The sequence below is a fragment of the Paenibacillus sp. ClWae2A genome (assembly GCF_032452295.1).
Lineage (GTDB): Bacteria > Bacillota > Bacilli > Paenibacillales > Paenibacillaceae > Paenibacillus.
This window is the reverse complement of sequence record NZ_JAULSQ010000008.1, coordinates 246242-265481: the sequence shown is the minus strand read 5'-3', so window position 1 is coordinate 265481 and position 19240 is coordinate 246242. Positions and strand designations below refer to the sequence as shown.

At 41.8% G+C, this 19240-nt stretch carries 18 protein-coding genes; 5 read left to right on the top strand and 13 right to left on the bottom strand.

What is annotated here, in order from left to right; all coding sequences use genetic code 11:
- Positions 1-128: 128 nt before the first annotated feature.
- From QVE09_RS22375 to QVE09_RS22355, 5 genes are all read right to left on the bottom strand, one after another.
- Entirely contained in the window at positions 129-1007 is an 879-nt protein-coding gene (locus QVE09_RS22375) for an amidohydrolase family protein (protein WP_315938568.1), read from the bottom strand.
- Entirely contained in the window at positions 994-4161 is a 3168-nt protein-coding gene (locus QVE09_RS22370) for a GNAT family N-acetyltransferase (protein WP_315938567.1), read from the bottom strand. The genes QVE09_RS22375 and QVE09_RS22370 overlap by 14 nt, the downstream gene beginning before the upstream one ends.
- A gap of 238 nt (positions 4162-4399) precedes the next feature.
- Positions 4400-4735 carry a type II toxin-antitoxin system PemK/MazF family toxin gene (locus tag QVE09_RS22365; protein WP_315938566.1) on the bottom strand — a complete coding sequence of 112 codons (336 nt, stop codon included), beginning with the start codon at positions 4733-4735 and terminating at the stop codon, positions 4400-4402.
- Complete coding sequence (locus tag QVE09_RS22360; RefSeq protein WP_017687001.1) at positions 4732-5034, bottom strand: AbrB/MazE/SpoVT family DNA-binding domain-containing protein; 303 nt, start codon at positions 5032-5034, stop codon at positions 4732-4734. The genes QVE09_RS22365 and QVE09_RS22360 overlap by 4 nt, the downstream gene beginning before the upstream one ends.
- A gap of 253 nt (positions 5035-5287) precedes the next feature.
- On the bottom strand, positions 5288-5611 hold the full coding sequence (locus tag QVE09_RS22355) for a hypothetical protein (RefSeq protein ID WP_315938565.1): 324 nt from the start codon (positions 5609-5611) through the stop codon (positions 5288-5290).
- Between the two features lie 325 nt (positions 5612-5936).
- Between QVE09_RS22355 and QVE09_RS22350 the strand changes: the two genes are divergently transcribed.
- The 3 genes from QVE09_RS22350 to QVE09_RS22340 all read left to right on the top strand — a co-directional run bounded on the left by QVE09_RS22350 (position 5937) and on the right by QVE09_RS22340 (position 8394).
- Positions 5937-6542: a DedA family protein gene (locus tag QVE09_RS22350; RefSeq protein ID WP_315938564.1), complete on the top strand. Its 606-nt coding sequence runs from the start codon at positions 5937-5939 to the stop codon at positions 6540-6542.
- A gap of 537 nt (positions 6543-7079) precedes the next feature.
- Entirely contained in the window at positions 7080-8087 is a 1008-nt protein-coding gene (locus tag QVE09_RS22345; protein ID WP_315938563.1) for a hypothetical protein, read from the top strand.
- A 106-nt stretch (positions 8088-8193) separates the two neighbouring features.
- Positions 8194-8394: a DUF6199 family natural product biosynthesis protein gene (locus QVE09_RS22340; protein WP_315938562.1), complete on the top strand. Its 201-nt coding sequence runs from the start codon at positions 8194-8196 to the stop codon at positions 8392-8394.
- 104 nt (positions 8395-8498) lie between these two features.
- On the opposite strand, the gene QVE09_RS22335 is transcribed toward QVE09_RS22340, so the two are convergent.
- The 3 genes from QVE09_RS22335 to QVE09_RS22325 form a co-directional block, all read right to left on the bottom strand.
- Positions 8499-9698, bottom strand: coding sequence for an MFS transporter (locus tag QVE09_RS22335; RefSeq protein ID WP_315938593.1), 1200 nt, complete (start codon positions 9696-9698; stop codon positions 8499-8501).
- A 336-nt stretch (positions 9699-10034) separates the two neighbouring features.
- Positions 10035-11072, bottom strand: coding sequence for an ROK family protein (locus QVE09_RS22330; protein WP_315938561.1), 1038 nt, complete (start codon positions 11070-11072; stop codon positions 10035-10037).
- Between the two features lie 199 nt (positions 11073-11271).
- On the bottom strand, positions 11272-11541 hold the full coding sequence (locus tag QVE09_RS22325) for a hypothetical protein (RefSeq protein ID WP_315938560.1): 270 nt from the start codon (positions 11539-11541) through the stop codon (positions 11272-11274).
- A 109-nt stretch (positions 11542-11650) separates the two neighbouring features.
- Here QVE09_RS22325 and QVE09_RS22320 point away from each other — a divergent pair, with 109 nt between their 5' ends.
- Positions 11651-11866, top strand: a complete 216-nt coding sequence (locus QVE09_RS22320; RefSeq protein WP_074096084.1) for a helix-turn-helix domain-containing protein — start codon at positions 11651-11653, stop codon at positions 11864-11866.
- Between the two features lie 27 nt (positions 11867-11893).
- Here QVE09_RS22320 and QVE09_RS22315 read toward each other — a convergent pair whose 3' ends face one another.
- From QVE09_RS22315 to QVE09_RS22305, 3 genes are all read right to left on the bottom strand, one after another.
- Entirely contained in the window at positions 11894-12796 is a 903-nt protein-coding gene (locus QVE09_RS22315; protein ID WP_315938559.1) for a DUF6615 family protein, read from the bottom strand.
- A gap of 28 nt (positions 12797-12824) precedes the next feature.
- Entirely contained in the window at positions 12825-13832 is a 1008-nt protein-coding gene (locus tag QVE09_RS22310) for a M48 family metallopeptidase (RefSeq protein WP_315938558.1), read from the bottom strand.
- Positions 13833-14170: 338 nt separating this feature from the next.
- Positions 14171-15055, bottom strand: a complete 885-nt coding sequence (locus QVE09_RS22305) for a hypothetical protein (RefSeq protein WP_315938557.1) — start codon at positions 15053-15055, stop codon at positions 14171-14173.
- Positions 15056-15233: 178 nt separating this feature from the next.
- On the opposite strand from QVE09_RS22305, the gene QVE09_RS22300 reads away from it, so the two are divergent.
- Entirely contained in the window at positions 15234-15845 is a 612-nt protein-coding gene (locus QVE09_RS22300; protein ID WP_315938556.1) for a TetR/AcrR family transcriptional regulator, read from the top strand.
- Positions 15846-15951: 106 nt separating this feature from the next.
- Here the strand turns inward: QVE09_RS22300 and QVE09_RS22295 are convergent, their stop codons facing one another.
- Positions 15952-18249 (bottom strand): glycoside hydrolase family 66 protein, encoded by a 2298-nt coding sequence (locus QVE09_RS22295; protein ID WP_315938555.1) that lies wholly within the window; start codon positions 18247-18249, stop codon positions 15952-15954.
- A gap of 108 nt (positions 18250-18357) precedes the next feature.
- Positions 18358-19236, bottom strand: coding sequence for a carbohydrate ABC transporter permease (locus QVE09_RS22290; protein ID WP_017686990.1), 879 nt, complete (start codon positions 19234-19236; stop codon positions 18358-18360).
- Positions 19237-19240: the final 4 nt, after the last annotated feature.

Below are 19240 nucleotides of genomic sequence, written 5' to 3'. Positions count from 1 at the left end.
TGAACCAAAAAGCTCCTGCCAGCAAAGTGGCAGGAGCTTACATCACAGGGATTCAATATAACCATCCATGCTTCCATAACATGCATAGTCTACATCCCCTCAGATATTAAGAATTCGGTACTTAGGTTCTAACCCAGATCGGCAATCCGCTGTCCAATACGTGGAAACAGCCCAAAGGCATTCTCGTAGAAGACTTTATCATGATGCTGCTCCGGTACAAGTCGGCTGACAAATTCGGCATACAGATCGATGGGCGCAAGCGGCCAGTCGGTGCCAAACAGCATTTTCTCGTAATGATCCGAATAGACCAAGGCCCGGCGGAAATGATCCATGAATAAAGGTTCGTTCATGAACCGTTCAAAATGGGGCCGATCCCCCACCACAAGACCAGACAAATCCGCATACACGTTAGGATTCTTCGCCACTACTTCAGCTGCATCCATCACCCAGGGATCACCCAGATGACAGATCATGAAGTTCACACCGCGCTGCTGCAAGGCTAATTCATCCACCGTCAGTGGATGCGAATACTTGAGCAATCCATTCATGGAGTACGTGTCTCCTGTATGAATCACCACAGGCAAGTTGTACTTGGCTGCGAGTTCATAGACCGGGGTATAGATTTTGTCATACACATAATGATGATAGTATCCGGCATAGAGTTTGATTCCGGCTACCTCCGGGGATTGCAGTCTAGCTTCAATTCGGTCCAGCTCGTCCTGCGCGCTTTTACCGTCTAGCGCATTGGGATTGATGCCCACGCATTCCATGAGGAATGACGGAACCTTCTCTTCCAAATCAAGCCCCATCGGGTTAGGGGAACTGGAATCCGGGAACGCACCCTTCGTCTGCTCCGTAACCCCCATTCCGATACCCAGAATGACGTCGTTCTTATCGAACTCCGCTTTAAGACCAGCGGCAGAGTAATCCACTTTGGACAGATCAATCGCTGTTCGGTGAAAGCTGTCGATGTCCGACAGATGAATGTGAATATCAATGATCGGCATGTGAAGCCTCCTTTTCATCGGTAAAAGTTGCAAAATTCAGTTTGAGAAGGTCATGCACATCCGCTGAACTCAGCGGAATCTGTCCCAGAACCAGATATGTCGGCTCCGTCCAGACCGTTTCCCCTTGATGGATTGTCAGATGATGATTCACTTGCAGACCCGTCACCTGATTATTGGCCACACCCCATGCACTCTGATTCGGGTAACGATGGACTGCATGCAGCATGTTCTCACGCGAAACTGATCCAACTCGCAAAAGGTCTTCAAGTGGCAGGCTCACATCCACCTTGCCTAGCGGGAATCGATCTTTACCCGGTTGCTCTATCCAACCTTCCGCAAATACAGATGAAAGCTGGAGGAAACGTTCCTCCGCAAGCGAGTAATCCGTCAGCGTCAGGCCGCTCTCGTTTGTCACGGCAAGCAGCGTGCATAGCACAGGAACACCCGGGAGCATCAGATAATGCTGGTTGATCGTGATTCCACGATTCGCTTCATGCTTTTCGATCCAGGTGGTCAGCTTTATACCCTTCCAGACGTTTCCGAATTGGTCCTTGTGCTCTGTCCAGGAAGCGGCTCTCTGTTCCAACTGGCGGCTGAAACCATTCATGCCCGGAATCCCCACACCCAACCCGCCGTACCACGGATTCCACCAGGAGCGTGGAGCCGGTTCAGGGTACGAGCTGTCCAGCCATTCTTCTCCTGCATATTTCAGGGAGTGTACTACACTCCCGAATTCAGGAGCAACAGCGATCGACAATACGCCATTGTCTACAGTGTACAAAGGTCCAGCAGAACCTTCTTCAATCTTCTGCTTCACCTCTGTTCCGCTCTGCGGGAACCAAAGGGCAGTTCGCTCCTGAATCCGATCTTCACCCCGATATAGCCCACGAACTTTCCAACCACTCACGTGTTGGTCTCGGTCCGCTTCGTCTGGTGAAAATGTCAGCTTGGCGGAGTTTAGGTTCTGCTCCGGACTGAATTCCTTCGCATTTGCCATAACCTCCGGTTCGCCACCTTGCTGTACATACAGCTCCAGCTTGCCCGCAAGCGAAACCAGTTTGTGTTCAGTCAACGTTGCTTGTAGCACGTCCGGGGCAAATGGATTCCCCTCACTCAGTGTCAGATCCAGATGACTGTGCAGCAACGGAATGATCGGGTTACGCTGTTTCCGGGCAAACGCACGGAAATCGTGCCACTTGGCAAACGTGTTCAAAGCATATACGGTTGCCTTGGTCCGCATAACGGTCCCTGCGGGAATACGGCCAAGCTCATGCTGAAACCCCAGCGTGTATTCCGGGCGAAGCAACTTCAGAGAAGGGTCCCAATAGATACCGCTGGCACCATACTCCTCCTTACAGAACAGCCAGTTCTCCGTGATTTGGGCGCTGTCCCAATGGCTCGGATCGCCAGCGTAAGAATCTCCCATATCCACAAAACGATCTTGGTACGGGAGAATTAACCTGCTACCATAGAACCCAAAGTTATTCATCAGAAACAGGTCTTCTTCCCAGGCGGTATCTCGTGTATTTTCAACCTCCTGGTGGAATTCGGCGATTCCATTCGCAGACAGCTTGACCACGGACTTGATCTGCAAGCCAGGGAAATCCTCCGAGTCATACAGCGCTTCAAGAACCTGACGTTCCCCTTCGGGATAAATATTCACTTCTTTTGCTTGTTTCTTGGATAACTCTTCGGCAAACGGCTTACCCAACTTCGGATAAGTCCACCAGAATGAATGACGGGAACCGGGATATTCAATCCACATGACATTATCATGCTTGTTCATATGGAGCGAGAATGCGCCATTCACAGCCACCCATTGATCCTCAATCTGCCCGCCATATTTCCCTTCGATTCCCTTCATCAGTACAGAAATTTTGCTTGTAAAAGAGATCACATGGTTCCCCGTTGGGACTGCCGTCACTTCTACTTCCTGGGAATAGAGACCATACGAACGCAAGGTGAAAGGTACTGGCACAGACACTTTGCCTTTGGCAGGCACCGTAAAGCGCAGCGAACGCTCCGCCCATTCCAGGAATTCATCCTCAGGCAGGTTCAAGCTGAACTCCGTTTCGGCATCCACATTATTTTCCACGTTCAGAACCAACTCAGCCGGGATACCTGGATAGAGTTCCTTCACAGGCAAGATGGTCTTGATCTTGGCCGGGAATTTCGGGGCAATACCTAACCTGAACTCCGCTTTCTTACCGCCGATCAACCATGTGCTGGCAACCACGGGATGAGTCTTATTGTTATTCTGTTCCTCTGTAATTGGATCAAGGTGAAACTCACCTTCCACGATGATGGTTTCTCCCGGAGCGACTGCTCGTGCAACGTCCAGCGCAAATCGAATGTTTTTGTTATCCTCACCATTGATCTCAACTGCCAATTCGGACGCAGAAGTGTTCTTAATGCGATAGCGAACCTTATAGCTGGAACCGAATACCAGATCATGATCATCGACCTCTGTTGAGATTTCGTAATCCGGTGTTTCGAGGGCAGTCAGCCCGCGACCCGACTTTTCAAACTCAGCCCGCAGGGAGACATTTCCCTTTTTCCACGTGTAGTCAAAGAAATCAAAACCACGCTCCCGTCGGCCATCCGGCTCGACCACGAGTTCACGCGTGCTGTCTGCATACCAATCCAACTTCTCAAAATAAGGAGCAAGTGCTTCGGTCTGCAAGATGGTGGGGATGAAATTCATCAGATGCACATTATCATCTTTTTTCTCCCAGAAGAATCCACATTTCTTGTACATCGGTACAGCCTTTGTATTCCCTGCCCATGTGAACAGATCCAGGCGGGGCCATTCGGCCTCCACGGTCTTGAGCACAGCATTCAAGATCAGATTACGTCCAACCTTATAACCGTGATAGTCAGGGCGTACGTTAAGCAGCGGTACATATAACGCTCTCTCGTCATAGCGGTAATGAGCAAAACTGCAGAAGCCAACAACCTCTTTCTCATGAACAGCTAGAAAAGCATAAAGATTGGATGAACTCTCCATCTCCCGGCGAACTGTTTCCTCTGTTCTAAGATTGGTACCACCTCCCCAGCTTTCGTTACTGCGGTTCCACATATCCGCGAGAGCGGCAGCGTAAGAGGGATCGTATTCAATAATATGGATCTGATCGATAATCGAAGTTACGGTCATGTTCTGATCTCCTTCTCTTTATGTACAGGATGGTGAAGAAGCTAGTGATAGTCTTATCATACTATAAATGGAAGCATTTTCAGAGAATTAAAAATCTTTCTTTCCAACTTATATATGCCTTTCGGAAGCTCTTATTCGAAGCGTCAAGGATGGACGAATCTATTTAGGTATGAAAGAAAAAATCCACGTCTTTTAGTTAGACGTGGATTTAGGAATATGATCAGCTACTAATTTTCAATTATGCCAATATAGAACGGACATTGCGTAGAACTGATTTCATAAATTCAGAGGTTGGTTCGGCATGCCCCGCAATTTGGATACGTCGTTGCCGCACATCAAGACTCTTCAACTGATCCGTCAAAACAACACCTGAAAATGGCAGGTCTTCTGGTAGTGTAACTTCAAAAGGATAATCCTTGGCTTGGCTCGTTATGGGACATACAACGGCATAACCCGTTATTTCATTGAATTCAAGTTCCGATAGAACAATAGCCGGTCGTCTCCCGGCTTGCTCATGACCCGCTTGAGGATCAAAGTCAAGCCATATCAGATCGCCTCGCTTGGGAATAATCAAAGTAACTCGTTCCCTTCAGTGCCAAAGTCTATTTCTTCATGTCTTGTATCCTGTTTCACTTTAGAGAGCAAAGTCTTTAGATGGTTACGTAGTTCCTCATTGGACTCTACAGGCTTGGTTTTTGGACGCAACAACAATTCATTATCTTCTGTCACCAAAATCTCAATTTCCGAGCCTTCTTCCAGATTAAGACGCTTAAGCAATTGGTTAGGAATGCGAATTGCACTGCTATTTCCCCATTTGCTAAGTGTGGCTGTAGTCATGGCAATCCCACGCCTTTCGTTTGATTGATGCTCCAATTATACCTCACCTCCCTACAGTTGTATATCTATATGATATACATGAAACAATAAAAGGATACATTGTATTCAACCATAAAATAATGATTGTACAGCCTATGATTATGAATAGATATACCATTGGTATGAAGCAAAATAAGCATATAAAAACCCTCGTTTGGTCGAAACGAGGGTTCCCAGTCAGATCATCCCCAACAATGAAAAACAGCTGTAAGCCTTAGACGAAAAAGATGAAGTCCAGACTGCCCCTGTTTTATGGAGCTATAGTCCCTCGGTAGCTTACCCTTGTATAATGTGCCTTGATCTCGACTGCCAGTTCGGACGCAGAAGTGTTCTTAATGCGATAGCGAACCTTATAGCTGGAACCGAAAACCAGATCATGATCATCGACCTCTGTAGAGATTTCGTAATCCGGTGTTTCGAGGGCAGTCAGCCCGCGACCCGACTTTTCAAATTCAGCCCGCAGGGAGACATCTCCCTTTTTCCACGTGTAGTCAAAGAAATCAAAACCACACTCCCGTCGGCCATCCGGCCTCCACGGTCTTGCGCACAGCAGCGTAAGAGGGGTCGTATTCAATAATATGGATCTGGTCGATAATCGAAGTTTCGGTCATGTTCTGATCTCCTTCTCTTTATGTGCAGGATGGTGAAGAAGCTAGTGATAGTTTTATCACACTATATTTGGAAGCATTTTCAGAGGATTATATCATTGCTTCGGTATTCAGTTCTATATGAAGTGTCAATGAATCCATATCTACCTTATGTACGGGTAAACATATTGCCGCAGTGTGACCTGAAAAGGCCTTTCCTCTGAACTTTGACAAGCTCTATTCGCTATTGTTACTCTTTGTACAGGAGTGTTTCTTTTATATATAAAAAAGATAGATTCATGGAGGGAAAGCATGACAGAATGGATCACGCAATTTATACTCTTTTTTAAAGATTTGTCATACGCAGGTCTCGTTATTGCCTTGTCGTTTGAATTCGTACCGGCTGAACTCGTACTGCCCATGGCGGGATATTGGGTGTATCTTGGGGATATGAAGCTTTGGCTGGCTATACTCGCTGGTACCGTAGGCGGAACGTTTGGACCTCTGACGTTGTATGCCCTGGGACGATATGGCGGCAGGCCGATGGTCGAAAAATACGGCAAGTATTTCTTGATTCGCCCCCACCATCTGGACGCTTCCGATAAGTTCTTCGAGAAATATGGCAGCGGGGTAGCATTCTATGGACGTTTTGTACCCGGTATTCGGACCGTGATCTCGATCCCATGTGGAATGGCGAAGATGAATGTGTTTAAATTCAGTATCTTTACATTCTTGGCCATGCTTCCGATCACCTCATTGTACATCTACTTAGGCTTCAAATTAGGCTCTCAATGGGAGCACGTGGACGAGATTGTTAAACCTTATATCGTTCCGGCAGCGGTGGTTTTCTTAGGTGCTTTTGGATTGTACGTGCTGTTGAAACGTTGGAAAAGAAGAGCGGCTTTAAACAAGTCATAGGAGCGAGTTGAAGTACGGATATAATAAAGATGGATAGTTTGAAACTACGTTTGTTAATCATAAACTTGTGAGCATAGATGTAAAGCCCCGCCGATCGTAAGGATCAATGGGGCTTTACAACGATTACTGTTTGAATTTGAAATAATCAAATAAAATTTAACAAAGTTCGTTTCAAGATTTTAGATTCCCATATACTTTTTATTATTGACATTATTTCACAAATATTATAATATCCCCTTGTAAGATGTGAAATAATTGATTCTACATGGAATCTACATTCAATTAACTACCAGAGCATTTTATTGTTCGTAAAACAACATGTTGATGCACGTTTAATCCAGTTAATAGTTACAAAGTGCATGATGGTTTACTCTGAAATAATTGAATGTATGATATTTCCAGGAGGGAGCGTGCTATCAAGAAAGTTTAGTTACATATACGTAAAAAAATTAAGAAGATTTCTAAATCTTCAAAAACTGAAACCAATTTATGCAAGTAAATTAATCTGATTCATACAACGGGAGGACTGAATTAAATATGAAAAAAAGAATTGCAAGCGTTCTACTAAGTTTGATTCTAACGGTTTCCTTTTCATCCGTCTCATTTGCTGCTGAGAATACATCGCTTACTGATGAACAGAACAATGCACAAGTTGAATTAACAAAACAAAAAATCATTGAAATAATGGGAAAATTAAATGAGCATCGTGCCAATAAACTTTTAAATGAAGCTGAAGGACAACAAACTGAAAATGTATTAAATAGTTTTAATCTAATTGGTTCTCAAGATCCAATCGAGTTGAAACTTGAGCGGGAACTTAGAGATCTAGGAGTAAGCACCTTAACCAATGAAGAAGTTAACCAACGCTTTAGTGACCCAAATTCGGTTTCACCACAAGTGTCTGTACCACCTACAACAAGCGCTATCAAGTGGTATGAAATTAATTATTCAATCACACGAAGTGGAACAACCTACAGCCTACAAGATCTTTATGCACAGGGTCTTAACGGTAACAGTAACCTAGCTGTAGGAGCAAATGGAAGCACACTATATACAAACAAACAAATTTTAGTAAAAAATATTAGCAATATTGCTTCTATGTATGCTCAAAAAGCAGTCGGTGCTATCCCCATAGTTCAGTGGCTACCATATGAACTTCTGTTTAGTAGCAATGACAATGTTACAAATAATAGCTATGTTGTCACTCACAGAAGCTTGTCTACCGTATGTTTTACTTATGTAAAAAAATCAGGTCAAAGTGATTCATATCAAAGCTTAGGGTGGATCAGTAATATGTTTACCGTTGCATCCAGTCACACGCTTGCTGGTTATAACAATGGTACTCCTTATTCAAAAACAACTGACAAGACCAATACAACTTATGCAGACAGTTACGCAAGTGGCTCAAAAGCAGTTGATTTCCTAACTGGTGTAAGTTCACAAACAAGATCTTTTGTTTCTTCATATACCTTCTATAATCACGACAAATCTGCAAAATTGACATACTATGTTGTGAACCCAAGTTTCCCAGCTCATATTCAATAACAGGCTAAAGAAAGAGGGTATTCCCTCTTCCTTTTTTTGTGTGGTACAATAAAAAGTGTATATCCACTCATTTATTGTTATCAAGAACGACGAGAGGAGTTTGCAAATGATTGTAACCATTGCCATTATTTTCGGTCTTGTTGGCTTACTGATGTTGAGTGCACCATCTATTTTGTGGATGATAACTGAGAAGTGGAAATCCTCGGATACATCCGAACCCTCTGCACTATACAAACTTTCTGTTCGCGTTGGTGGAGTGGCTTGTCTTGGAATTGCAGTATACGCAACTTATGGATTATTTTTATAAATTTCAAACTGCGCTGTTAGCAAAAAAAAAAATGGTGATTCATCCAAAGTCAAGAAATAGGTATGGATCACCAGTATAATAATATGAAATTGAGAAAGAAAAATCTAAATCAGTTCCTGCCTTCTTTTCAAATAAACATACAACACTACGCCAGATGCCGCACAGATCACCGCACATAGACCGATGAATCCATATCCCGCTTGAAGCCCGCGCAACAGCCCCAACTGAGTCGTTGAACCGTACAGATTCTTCACGCCCTCAATCACCCAGCCAATCACATAGTTACCAATGACACTACCAACCCCCATCAAGGTAACCGTGAATGTAATCGCGGTGTCACTGCCGTTTGGATATCTGCGTGCGATAAACGCCATAACGGTCGGATAGATCATCGCTATTCCCGCGCCAGATATTGCAAAGAAAACCGCAAGACGCTCTCCCCCTGCAAGCGCCACGAACGTACATACTCCCGAGAAAGCCGAGAATAGAATCAGTGACAATACAAATCCGATCCGGTCCGTCAATGGTCCAAGCAGCAGGCGTCCCAGCGAGAACGTGAGGAAGAACGCAGATAATAACCCGGAGGCTTTGACCGTGTCCCACGTATAGGCTTTTTCCAGGAAATTAACCAGCCAACCCCCAACCGCCAGCTCCGATACCACGCCAAAAGAAAGAATGAGCACCATCAGCCAAAGAGCAGGATCACGTGTTAACGTCTTCAGTGAAGTCCGATCTTCATGTGGAAGATCGTCCCCCGGGAATTTGCTGCGCAGCGCCGCAATGATTGGCAGCAGACAGAGCGACAACATCACCAGGTACATGCCGCGCCAATCCAGTACGTGTCCGAACACGCTCAACGACATCACCCCTGTCGCCAGCAAAGGCGCCACCGTGGAACTTAACCCATAAAAGAAATGGGACAGGTTCATCATCGTCCCTGTGTTTTTCACAAAGATCCGCGCACCCAGAATCGCCAAGGCAATCTCCAGCATGCCATTACCGATGTACATGAAGAAGTACGATGAAGCAAAGAGCGGATAGTTATGAGACATGTAAATGAACACACCTGACAGAATCATCGAGGCAAACGAAATAATGCTAACCGCCTTGATGCCCCATTTGCGAACCAGAATAGCCGTAAAGGAGCAGGCGATCAGGTACCCCAGTGCGTTCAGGGACAATAAAGTCCCGAGCTGTTTCTCATCCAGATTGAAGTCGAATTGAATGCGCGGGATGGCTGGTCCCTTAATATTTTCCGAGATGCCAAATACGATAAATCCCAGAAAGATCGTTGCCAGTTGCATGGCGTACAGCTTGTTGAACTTTCGTTTGTTGCCTTGCGTGCCTGCTTGCTGATTCAAAATAAGTTCCTCCATTGTGTCTATATAAGTTGAAACAAGGGTCATAAACTGGACACTCCAATGACAGAATAACCTTCCAATCGCTGTTATCCCCAGATTTTTTTGAATTCCCTTCTCCAAAGGGAAAATCCGGTGATAAAGGCGACCGCTTCGCTTTTTCAGGTTTTTTCTGTCCTCTCCGTTACCTGTTTAATGAAATAGTTCATCTTATATAAAAGGATTACTACAATTTTATTCGATCAGATGAAAGATCATCCTTCTGATCAACGTTCAGTTCCTTTACCATTGCTTCTCAACCACCTGAATGCGGTAGATCAGGCTCTCCAGCGTCACCGCGACCAGCCCCGTGACATATTCGCGACGAGTGTCTCTTTGGATGATCAACTCCGGCATGTGCTCCAGTGGAATCATACGATCCAGACAACCTTGCGTCAGGCCATCCCGCATAGCCGGGTCCATCGTATCCCCTGTAACCACAATCGTAGCCGGGTTAATGATCGCGATGATGGATACAAGCGTCTGTACGACCAGTTCCTGCAACCCTTCCACCGTTTTCAACATTCCCAACTGCTCTTCCCGTGACACGCCAAAGGGTAAAAAGGACACCTCGCCCCCAAATTGCGTATTCCCGGTCAGCGGACGACCATCAATGATAAATCCTGCACCCGGAAAATGGTTTTCCGGAAACGTCACCACAGCGAAGTTCTTCTCTTCCTCAAACTGCTGCTGGTTGTAAAGTCCGTAGACCGTCAGGTTCATGTCGTTGCCAATGACCACTTCCACATCTTCATATTGTTCCTTAAGCCTTGGCCCAAGCGGCTGATACATCAGCTCCGGTACATCGCAAATCCCTATAACACCGTTGTGTGCCACACCAGGTATCCCGATACCAATCGCCTGCACATTGTGGTGTTGTTCGATCAGATTTGCAATCAGATCCTCTACCACCGTGACATTAATCTCATCCAAAAAGAGTGTCTGTTCGTCCGCCATCTCGCCGTTCAAATTGGCATATGTATGTGTGATCGAGTGAATGCCGCCCTCTGTTCGAATAATCAGGCACAGTACACTTGCGTAGTCCGCATTAAACTGATACCGACTCGCCGGTCTTCCACCGCTCGATTCATCCACACCAAGATCGATAATCTCACCAGTTTGGAGTAATTCGTTAAGGATCGTGCCGCATGTCGCCACACTGAGTTTAGTCAGGTTCGCGATGGAAGCCTTCGTACCTACGCCCATGGATCGAAGCGTGTTCTTCACCAATTCAACGTTAATGCGCTTCACCTGTTGGGTATTGTGTGATGTAGGTAGCATAGTTAGTTGTATGCCTCCTTTCGTTCATTTCGAACCATTCAATGAATGTTTTTAAAAGTATTTTAATAATTGAAGTGTAGGGGGAATTGCAGGGAAAGTCAATGCTTAATTGGAAGGGGAAAACGTTTGGACGGGAAGGCAAAAAGACAGTTCAAGATCATCTTGTGTGATCCTGTACTGTCCTTTAATTAAGGTGATTTTATGTAGACTGGCTCATTTGATTTGCCAAGATGCTCTTCTCCAGTCGGACTTTAAATAACTTTCGATTCAGATCCTGCTCCATGGCATGTAAGTGATATGCTGCCTGTTTCACCGTGTCCATATGCAGCACCCCTGCTCGCTTGGCGATAATGTCCATGGCGTCCAATATGAGTTTGTTGCATGTAACGAGTTGATCAACGTAATCGTCTTCCTGTTGGACCAGTTGTGTGTACTGCGAAGCAAGATCTTCGCTGTTGGTACTTGTCATGTCACCACTCCTAAAATTGGTACGCATAAGAGTACCAGATATACAAAAAGTATATGGTACGCTCATGCGTAACGTCAAGACCATATGGAATATTTAGGAGTGATTTAGCATGGCAAAGAAAGTCGTTGTTAATATTCATAAACTCACAGAAAAACATAATATCTCACTGCGCGAACTGGCAAGATTGTCTGATATCCGACACGCTGCGTTAAGTGAGTTGCAGTCTGGGAAACGTGAAAATATCAACTTTGCTCATATTGAGCGGATTGCAGAAGCGTTGGATATTGATGATATACGTGAGATTATTGAGATCAGGGATATTTGAAACTGTATTTAAGAAAAAACAATTCATTTAGTCAATCTCAGTATAAACTAACAAATTTACATTTGGGGAAAGATTATAAGGAAATTCAACTACTTTTACTGTGTTTCTACTATAATAATTTTTGTTTAGATAAGATAAGGTTTTAGATTTAATTTCCTTTGCTCTTTCTGTTAATCTCTTAATAAAAGAATCATCATTGTTTATAGTATAAGAGGGTACGCCGACTTGCCCTTTTCGCAATTTGAATTTTTTCATTAAATTTAAATCCCTGGAATTAATCATAGTTTCAATATAAGGAGGTAGGGACGTTTTATATACATCGTTGATATCTAAGTTGGGATTCACATTTATATAACCTTTAACAACACTGTCAACTGGATTATAATCTTTAGAAAATAAGGCTCTCATAGGACTAAGATAATCTTTTATTACCGCTCTTTTAGTAATTTTCTTTAAACCTTCTGCCTCCTTCACTTCAAATATATTATGAGCAAAAGCATACTCCCAGCCATTATTCTGTTGAATCTCATCACTATCTATATAATTATAAAAACAATACAACGGAACTACTTTATCTAATTCTGAAGATTTTAGTAATAAATCAATTTGAGGAATATTGTTAACTTTATGATCTAAACAAGGGTAAGACTTTCCTTTTGTATCAATTTTCTTTGCCTGGATTCTTAGGGCTATCCCTCGTTTCATAGAATTATCCCATATCCACCATTCTAAATCTGCTCCAGTTTTATCTTCCCCTTTATCTGTACGTTGAGCTGCAATAGAGTTCTCAATATTTTTAAGTAATTTTTCCCATATAAAATCTGTGATTGATGTTTCATTTCTTGGTTGTTTAGTTTTGTATCCATCATGAAGTTTTTTCCATATATCACAAGATATTTCATCAACTAATTTAATCAATTTTTTATTCATTAGCCTTCAACAACTCCTATAATGTCTTTCACATACCATTCCAACCTTTTCCCGTAAAGAACCACTTGGTTATAATCCATAGATGACTTATATAATCTTTTAAACCCCATTTTTGACGTTTTTCAACTAAATGAATTCTTCTGTCAACACAAGGATGATCTGTTAAGATAAAGTACCTATAATACATTTTTTCTGACCAGTAATATTCATCAAACTTCTTCTGTTCTTGTTTTTTTAATTTTCTTAATAAACTTAAAACAGAATCCCTCTTAACATTCTCAATTTCGCAAGAGAATCTGTCAGCGTACAACTCATCAATCTGATACCAAAAACGTCTATTATCAATATTAACAAATATAAACAATGAAACTCCATAAAATAGAATTAACGGGATAATTAGAAGTAAGTATACACTTATAGAAGGAAAATATTTATATAAAATTTCGTATATTAGAAGGATCATCAAAAATACCAATACCATTATTATATTCAAGGTTATTCTTCTAAATTTCGCTTTTTGTGTTGCATCCCTTCTCTTTATATGAATGAATTCATGTGCAACTAATGCTCTGAACTCTTCATTATCTAATTCTAGACTTCCCATAGTGAAAGTGATTGAATGAGACCCACCTTCTGAAGATACCCACGCATTAATATCTTTTTCCTTTTCGTCTACTAAATAAATAATTTCCTCATTTTCAATTAAACAGACTTCTTTTATTATGTTTTTCTTCTGACTATCAATAAATTTGTTAGAATCGAATGGAAGTGATTCCTTAACAAAATTTGACCTTCGACCTGTCACTAATGAATTCAAACGCCATGAAAAATCAGTCAGTTTTAAATTCACACCTATAACAATAATACTTACCCATATTAATTTCACTAAATTAGTATTACCTTCCAATGGATAAATACTCAAAACGAGTGTAGGAGCAAATATAGGGATTAACAACTGAATAAAAATCATAGGAACTTCGTAAAATCTTTTTTCCGTAATTAAAAATTTAATTGAATGCTTAATGTTAGAAATCATAATTAAAGAGCTCAATATGGATATAATCAACAAAAAAGTCATAGTCAAATATTATCACTACCTCTATATAAGATTTCTCTTAGGAATTGAACTACTTTGGAATAGGGGGATTTCCACTTGTCAAAGTAGTTGTCTAGGGAGGCTACCTACTTTTTCTTTTTCATAATGGTACACGGATCTGAAGCCTTTACAACTCTCTGCTCGATCCGTCACACGTACTTGATAGGCGATATTCGGAGTTAAATGTAACAAGTAAGGTGTTTGGTAACTAGAGCTTGAACTAAATCTTTTGTAAAATGATTCACAAGGAAAACCTCTCTCTCACTTCTCCATAAACCCTAAAAATAGTCATCAATATTACTCAAGCTATAATATTCTTTTGTTAACCTTGATCTTATTGTTGAGGCTGGTAAATTATTTTGTATGATTTCCCTTTCAAAGGATTCAAGCCACCCTATTTTCATTCTCTTTGAGAATATTACGAATAAAAATTGAATCATAAAAGTAATCAACACTAAAATAAATCCATACAAATTCAGCTTAAGATCAAGATCTGTAAGATTATCCGTTAAGAACCTGTACATAAAAGGAACTATTGCTAAAATCAATAATAGAATTTTTTTTAAATTTTCTTTTGTTTTGACTTTTACTGATTGTGAATTTTCACGATCGACTCTCATAAGTTCTGCTTCTTCCTCTGTAATAGAAGCTTTCTCACGAAAATATTTTACCAACCTATTTATAGCTTTAGGCAACCATTCATATGAAGTGTACATTATCCCGAATAAATTCCAAAAATATCTATGTATAAATGGTATTATTACAAATAAATAAATTGGATACCAAAATAAAACAACAAAATTTAATACGAAACTAATTACTACTAAAATAAGCTCAAAATCTCTGAGAATTATTTGGCTATTGACTATAGTTCTTTTTTCAGACAACTTCCTATAAACCCCAATCTTATTTTGTCTAAACCGACCATTGAAAATATCGAATATAGCAACAGCTAAATTCAAGAAAAGAACATAACTAAGTATAGTATACGAAAGATTCGCCCTTATTAAATTAATTCCAGGAAACAAAAAATAACCAAGAGTTCCGATTGTTACAAAAAGCACCCAATTGCTTAATCCCATTGAAGTTATTTTTTGCCTTTCTCTGTCTTGAAGTTTACCTACATGGTCCAACATATCCTTTTGGGTAAAGTTCTCTTTCATTCTTTTCACCTCCAATAAATTGAGTAGGAAAACCTTATCACGCCATATCATAACATATGCTCGGCATAGAGAACGCTCTAAATAGTGCACTTAATATTCCTCTCCCCCTTTGACAAATCCCCAAAACAAATCCACCCTAATAACGAATCATTCATTCACTATTAAGGAGTCGTTTCCGATGGTGCAAGCCAAGAAAGACGAAGTCAGGAAAGAGATTGAATACGCGGCACTCAAGGTCTTTTTTGATAAGGGCTATGTGGATGCCAAAATGAGCGATATCGCGGATGAGATCAATATTTCTGTGGGCAATATCTATACTTATTTCAAGAACAAGAAAGAACTATTCTACGCCGTCGTGCCGCCGGATCTGGTGGATTATTTAAAGAATGTGTTGGTGGAGACGATTCACTTTGATAACCAGACCTTGTTAGAGGAAAAGGATAACGAGCGAAAGTCGGCGTTGTTGCAGGAACAGGTGGACGTATTACGTAAATACCGGAATCAGATCGTCATTATCTTCGAAAAAAATAAAGGCACCATCTACACCAACGCCAAGAATGAGCTTGTTGAGCTGATGATCGAAACCAAGAAGGCCTATCTCAAGAACCAATATAAACGGTATGAGATTGGTACCGAGGAGAATTTAATCTTACTGAACATTCTCGCGCACAATGTGATCGATATGAATTTGGATCTATTGAAGCGGGATATGAGTGAGGACAGCCGGAAGAAAATATTCGAAGCGTTGTATGTATACAGACTGTACGGTATGAAGAGTCTCAACGAATAACACTCCATCTCATCATTTATATAATAAAAAGTTGGGCGGATGAACGTAATGTTCTCCTCCCAACTTTAAGTATTTGTTTGTCTGCAATCTCTTCGTTCAAAGAATACTATTGGTCTTTCAATTCTACTACCACGCTGTCAATTTGCAAATTTGTATCCCCTGACGCTGTTTGGGAGAATGTAATCTTCAGGCTGCCATTCGTCACTTTTACGGTTTTAGAAATGGTTGTATATTCCTCTCCATGAGGGATAGATACATAAACTGGCTTTCCCCCATAACCCGTTAATTGCATGCGACTGCTTGAGGGGTTACCGGTATTCTGCTTTACCTTGGCGCTAACGGTGTAGGTGCCCGGGTTCAGACCAGAGACCGTTTGCAATACGCTGGCAGTATACGGCTCAGAACCATAAATCCAATACTTACTTCCTTCATAGGCATCATTAGAATCTACGCCATGATCAGCTGTTCCAGTATATGTCCATCCCTGTTGTCCATTCTCAAAATTACCGTTAACCACGTACTCCTTCATTGACGGATCTGTCTCACAGCCCGAATCTTCAACACTCATATAAATCATATTCCAATACTCCAAGGAAGGGACAGTAACTTTTAAATATTTTCCATTTCTATCTTTCCCCTTCGTAAAGGCCAACGGTTTCGATCGTCCATCATTGGCATCCGGCGAAGCCAGCCATACGCTGTTTACTTCATTCGAGTAGTAATACTTCATTTCGAAGTTGGAGATGTGCTGCGGTGTTTCCTTTTGTCCGTCATTGGCTCTCCAATCCTTCTTGCTTACTCCGAGCAAATTGATCATTTGAACGATCTCATATTGGCTATCTTTCTTGCCATAAGCCCAAATTTTGTTGGCATCTCCATAAGCACTGCTGGCATATGCCGGAAACTCAATGCGATTCGTTGTCTCTGTTTGACCATCGCGAAGCAGGTTTTCGTAAGCTACAATGAAGTCATACAACTTGCTTATGCGATGCTGCAATTCTTCTGTCATGTACAAGTTCTGATCGGGAAAATATTCGTTGCTTAGCATATTGCCGTTATCACCAAGCTCCATCCGTGCACCGCCAGCAGCATACACACTGGCACCTGTCAACATGACGGCCGCTGTATTAAACGGACTGCCTGGGTTCTGCTCACCGTAGTCGTAGCTCATATAAGCGGGAACAACAAGTGATTTCCCTCCACTCTCTCTACGAGACTGTTCAATTTCTTTTTTTAGAGAGTAATAGGTGTCATACAGCATGCCGTCACTATCTCGGTCCCATGGCCAAATCTCAGCATAAAGTGCATCCACATTGGATTTGTTAACGTTTTCAATTCCTTGTGCGCCGACCGGGTTAAAGACAAGTTTCTTGTCACCTATCGCTTGTTTGGCATTGTTTAAAAATTCCGTGTACGTGTCTTTTACATATAGGGTCTGGTTGTCAGCGGTTCTCATTTTCCCCCATTCACCCACAGTATCACCATGCCATCCGTCAAAATCAAAGGTCTGAAACACCTTATTCATTTCGCCAAAAATATAGTTCTGCCACCCTGGATCTCTCGGATTAAAAAAATAGAGATCTGTTATACCCGTCGATGTGGAATCCGACATTTTAAAACTGAAATTCCCCTTCCCATTCGGGTTATCATCTGCATAATAGAGGGCCCAATCCCGCTCAACTCCATCTAGGTCATAACCAGATGTCGCAGCATAGATCATATTGTAAGCCATATTCGACATCCCCATTGCTTTTGCCTGCGAGATGTAACTTCTAACTGTATCTCCGTAAATCACCCGACCTGACCAGTCGTCCCACTGAACCATGTTCGGTGAAACAGGCTTGTGATGTCGGTACTTCCAATCATAATATTGTAAAACATTGATATGATAGTTTTTAAGCTTGTCGATTCTTTCCGTGGTATTGGTATTTGGATTGAAGTCCCAAACATACCCGTAACGAGGGAATTTAGTCCACGTAGAAGATACGTCAACGCCGACCGTGTCCGAGTCAACAATCACTCCGGCAGCGTCTTTCACGTGCACTTCAATCAGATATCCTTTAAAATCGGACTCCGGGGCAATCCAGTTGGCCATCATCATCAGATCTGTATTGTTATTCAAATTTAATGCCTTCGTTATGGTTTCACCGACCTGCTCCTGTAAATACTTTGCTTTAATCTCTACCGAACCTCCAACAATATTCCGTCCTAATTTGTTTTTCAGATCAATGCGGAGCTCGACCTTCGATCCAGGATCATACATTGCCTTATCTGTCGTTACATCATACAACAGCTTCCCCGTACTTGCTGCTTCACTTACATTCGGATGTAAAGCAATCTGGCTAAAAAGTATAACTCCTATTAATAAAATCATTCGAGGGACTTTAAGTCGATTTTTTCTCAAGAAAATCATCCTTCCTGAATTCGTATGTCAAAAAAATGGAAGCGCATTCATAATTTCATAATTAGAAGAAGGAGGCCGATTAAACCTGCCCTCTTCGGATTTCGTTCCTTATTCTTTCACTGATCCGATAACCAATCCAGAAACAAAGTATCTCTGCAAGAATGGATAGATTAACAACACAGGGATAATGGAAACTACAATTTTAGCTGCATTCAGCGTTTTATTCGAAACGGACGCTAGCGATTTTAATTGTGAAGGGTCCGTAACCTTCGTCACATCAACAGTCAATTGCTGAATATAGGTTTGAAGTGGATAGTTAGACGAGCTATTCATATACAGCAAACCGCTAAAGTAATCATTCCAATGACCAACCATTGAGAATAAACCGATCGTGGCCAATGCAGGCAATGAAATGGGAAGGAATATACCAAACAAAATTCTGAGTTTGGATGCACCGTCCATAACGGCAGCTTCTTCAAGTGCATCCGGAATACTTTTGAAAAAATTCATCAATAAGATGACGTTAAAGATCGGTACCGCCCCCGGCAATATAAGCGCCCATATCGAATCGATTAGTCCTAAACTTTTAATAACCATGAAGATTGGAATCATTCCGCCAGAAAAAAGCATGGCAAATATCATACTATTCATATACATATTACGTGCATGAAAACTATGCTTATTTTTGGACAATGGATAGGCCATCAGGACAGATAACAATAAATTCAAAGCAGTACCAAGGACTACCCTCTCCACAGAAATAACAAACGAACGCCAAAACTGTGTATCATCGAGTAAAAGCTTATAGGCATTCAGATTAAAATTAACAGGCCATAGACCAACCAGATTGGCTTGGGCAGCTGATTTATCACTGAAGGAGATCGACACCATATTAAGCAGAGGTAAAAAGCATAGTGCGGTCAATAATAATAAAACAATCCATATACACGCATCCGCAAAGCGGCTTCCGAATGTTTTTGATCTCATTGGG

Coding starts and splice junctions, on each gene's coding strand:
- QVE09_RS22375 (WP_315938568.1), bottom strand. CDS start 1,007: ATGCCGATCATTGATATTCACATTCATCTGTCGGACATCGACAGCTTT.
- QVE09_RS22370 (WP_315938567.1), bottom strand. CDS start 4,161: ATGACCGTAACTTCGATTATCGATCAGATCCATATTATTGAATACGAT.
- QVE09_RS22350 (WP_315938564.1), top strand. CDS start 5,937: ATGACAGAATGGATCACGCAATTTATACTCTTTTTTAAAGATTTGTCA.
- QVE09_RS22345 (WP_315938563.1), top strand. CDS start 7,080: ATGAAAAAAAGAATTGCAAGCGTTCTACTAAGTTTGATTCTAACGGTT.
- QVE09_RS22340 (WP_315938562.1), top strand. CDS start 8,194: ATGATTGTAACCATTGCCATTATTTTCGGTCTTGTTGGCTTACTGATG.
- QVE09_RS22335 (WP_315938593.1), bottom strand. CDS start 9,698: ATGCAACTGGCAACGATCTTTCTGGGATTTATCGTATTTGGCATCTCG.
- QVE09_RS22330 (WP_315938561.1), bottom strand. CDS start 11,072: ATGCTACCTACATCACACAATACCCAACAGGTGAAGCGCATTAACGTT.
- QVE09_RS22325 (WP_315938560.1), bottom strand. CDS start 11,541: ATGACAAGTACCAACAGCGAAGATCTTGCTTCGCAGTACACACAACTG.
- QVE09_RS22320 (WP_074096084.1), top strand. CDS start 11,651: ATGGCAAAGAAAGTCGTTGTTAATATTCATAAACTCACAGAAAAACAT.
- QVE09_RS22315 (WP_315938559.1), bottom strand. CDS start 12,796: ATGAATAAAAAATTGATTAAATTAGTTGATGAAATATCTTGTGATATA.
- QVE09_RS22310 (WP_315938558.1), bottom strand. CDS start 13,832: ATGATTTCTAACATTAAGCATTCAATTAAATTTTTAATTACGGAAAAA.
- QVE09_RS22305 (WP_315938557.1), bottom strand. CDS start 15,055: ATGAAAGAGAACTTTACCCAAAAGGATATGTTGGACCATGTAGGTAAA.
- QVE09_RS22300 (WP_315938556.1), top strand. CDS start 15,234: ATGGTGCAAGCCAAGAAAGACGAAGTCAGGAAAGAGATTGAATACGCG.
- QVE09_RS22290 (WP_017686990.1), bottom strand. CDS start 19,236: ATGAGATCAAAAACATTCGGAAGCCGCTTTGCGGATGCGTGTATATGG.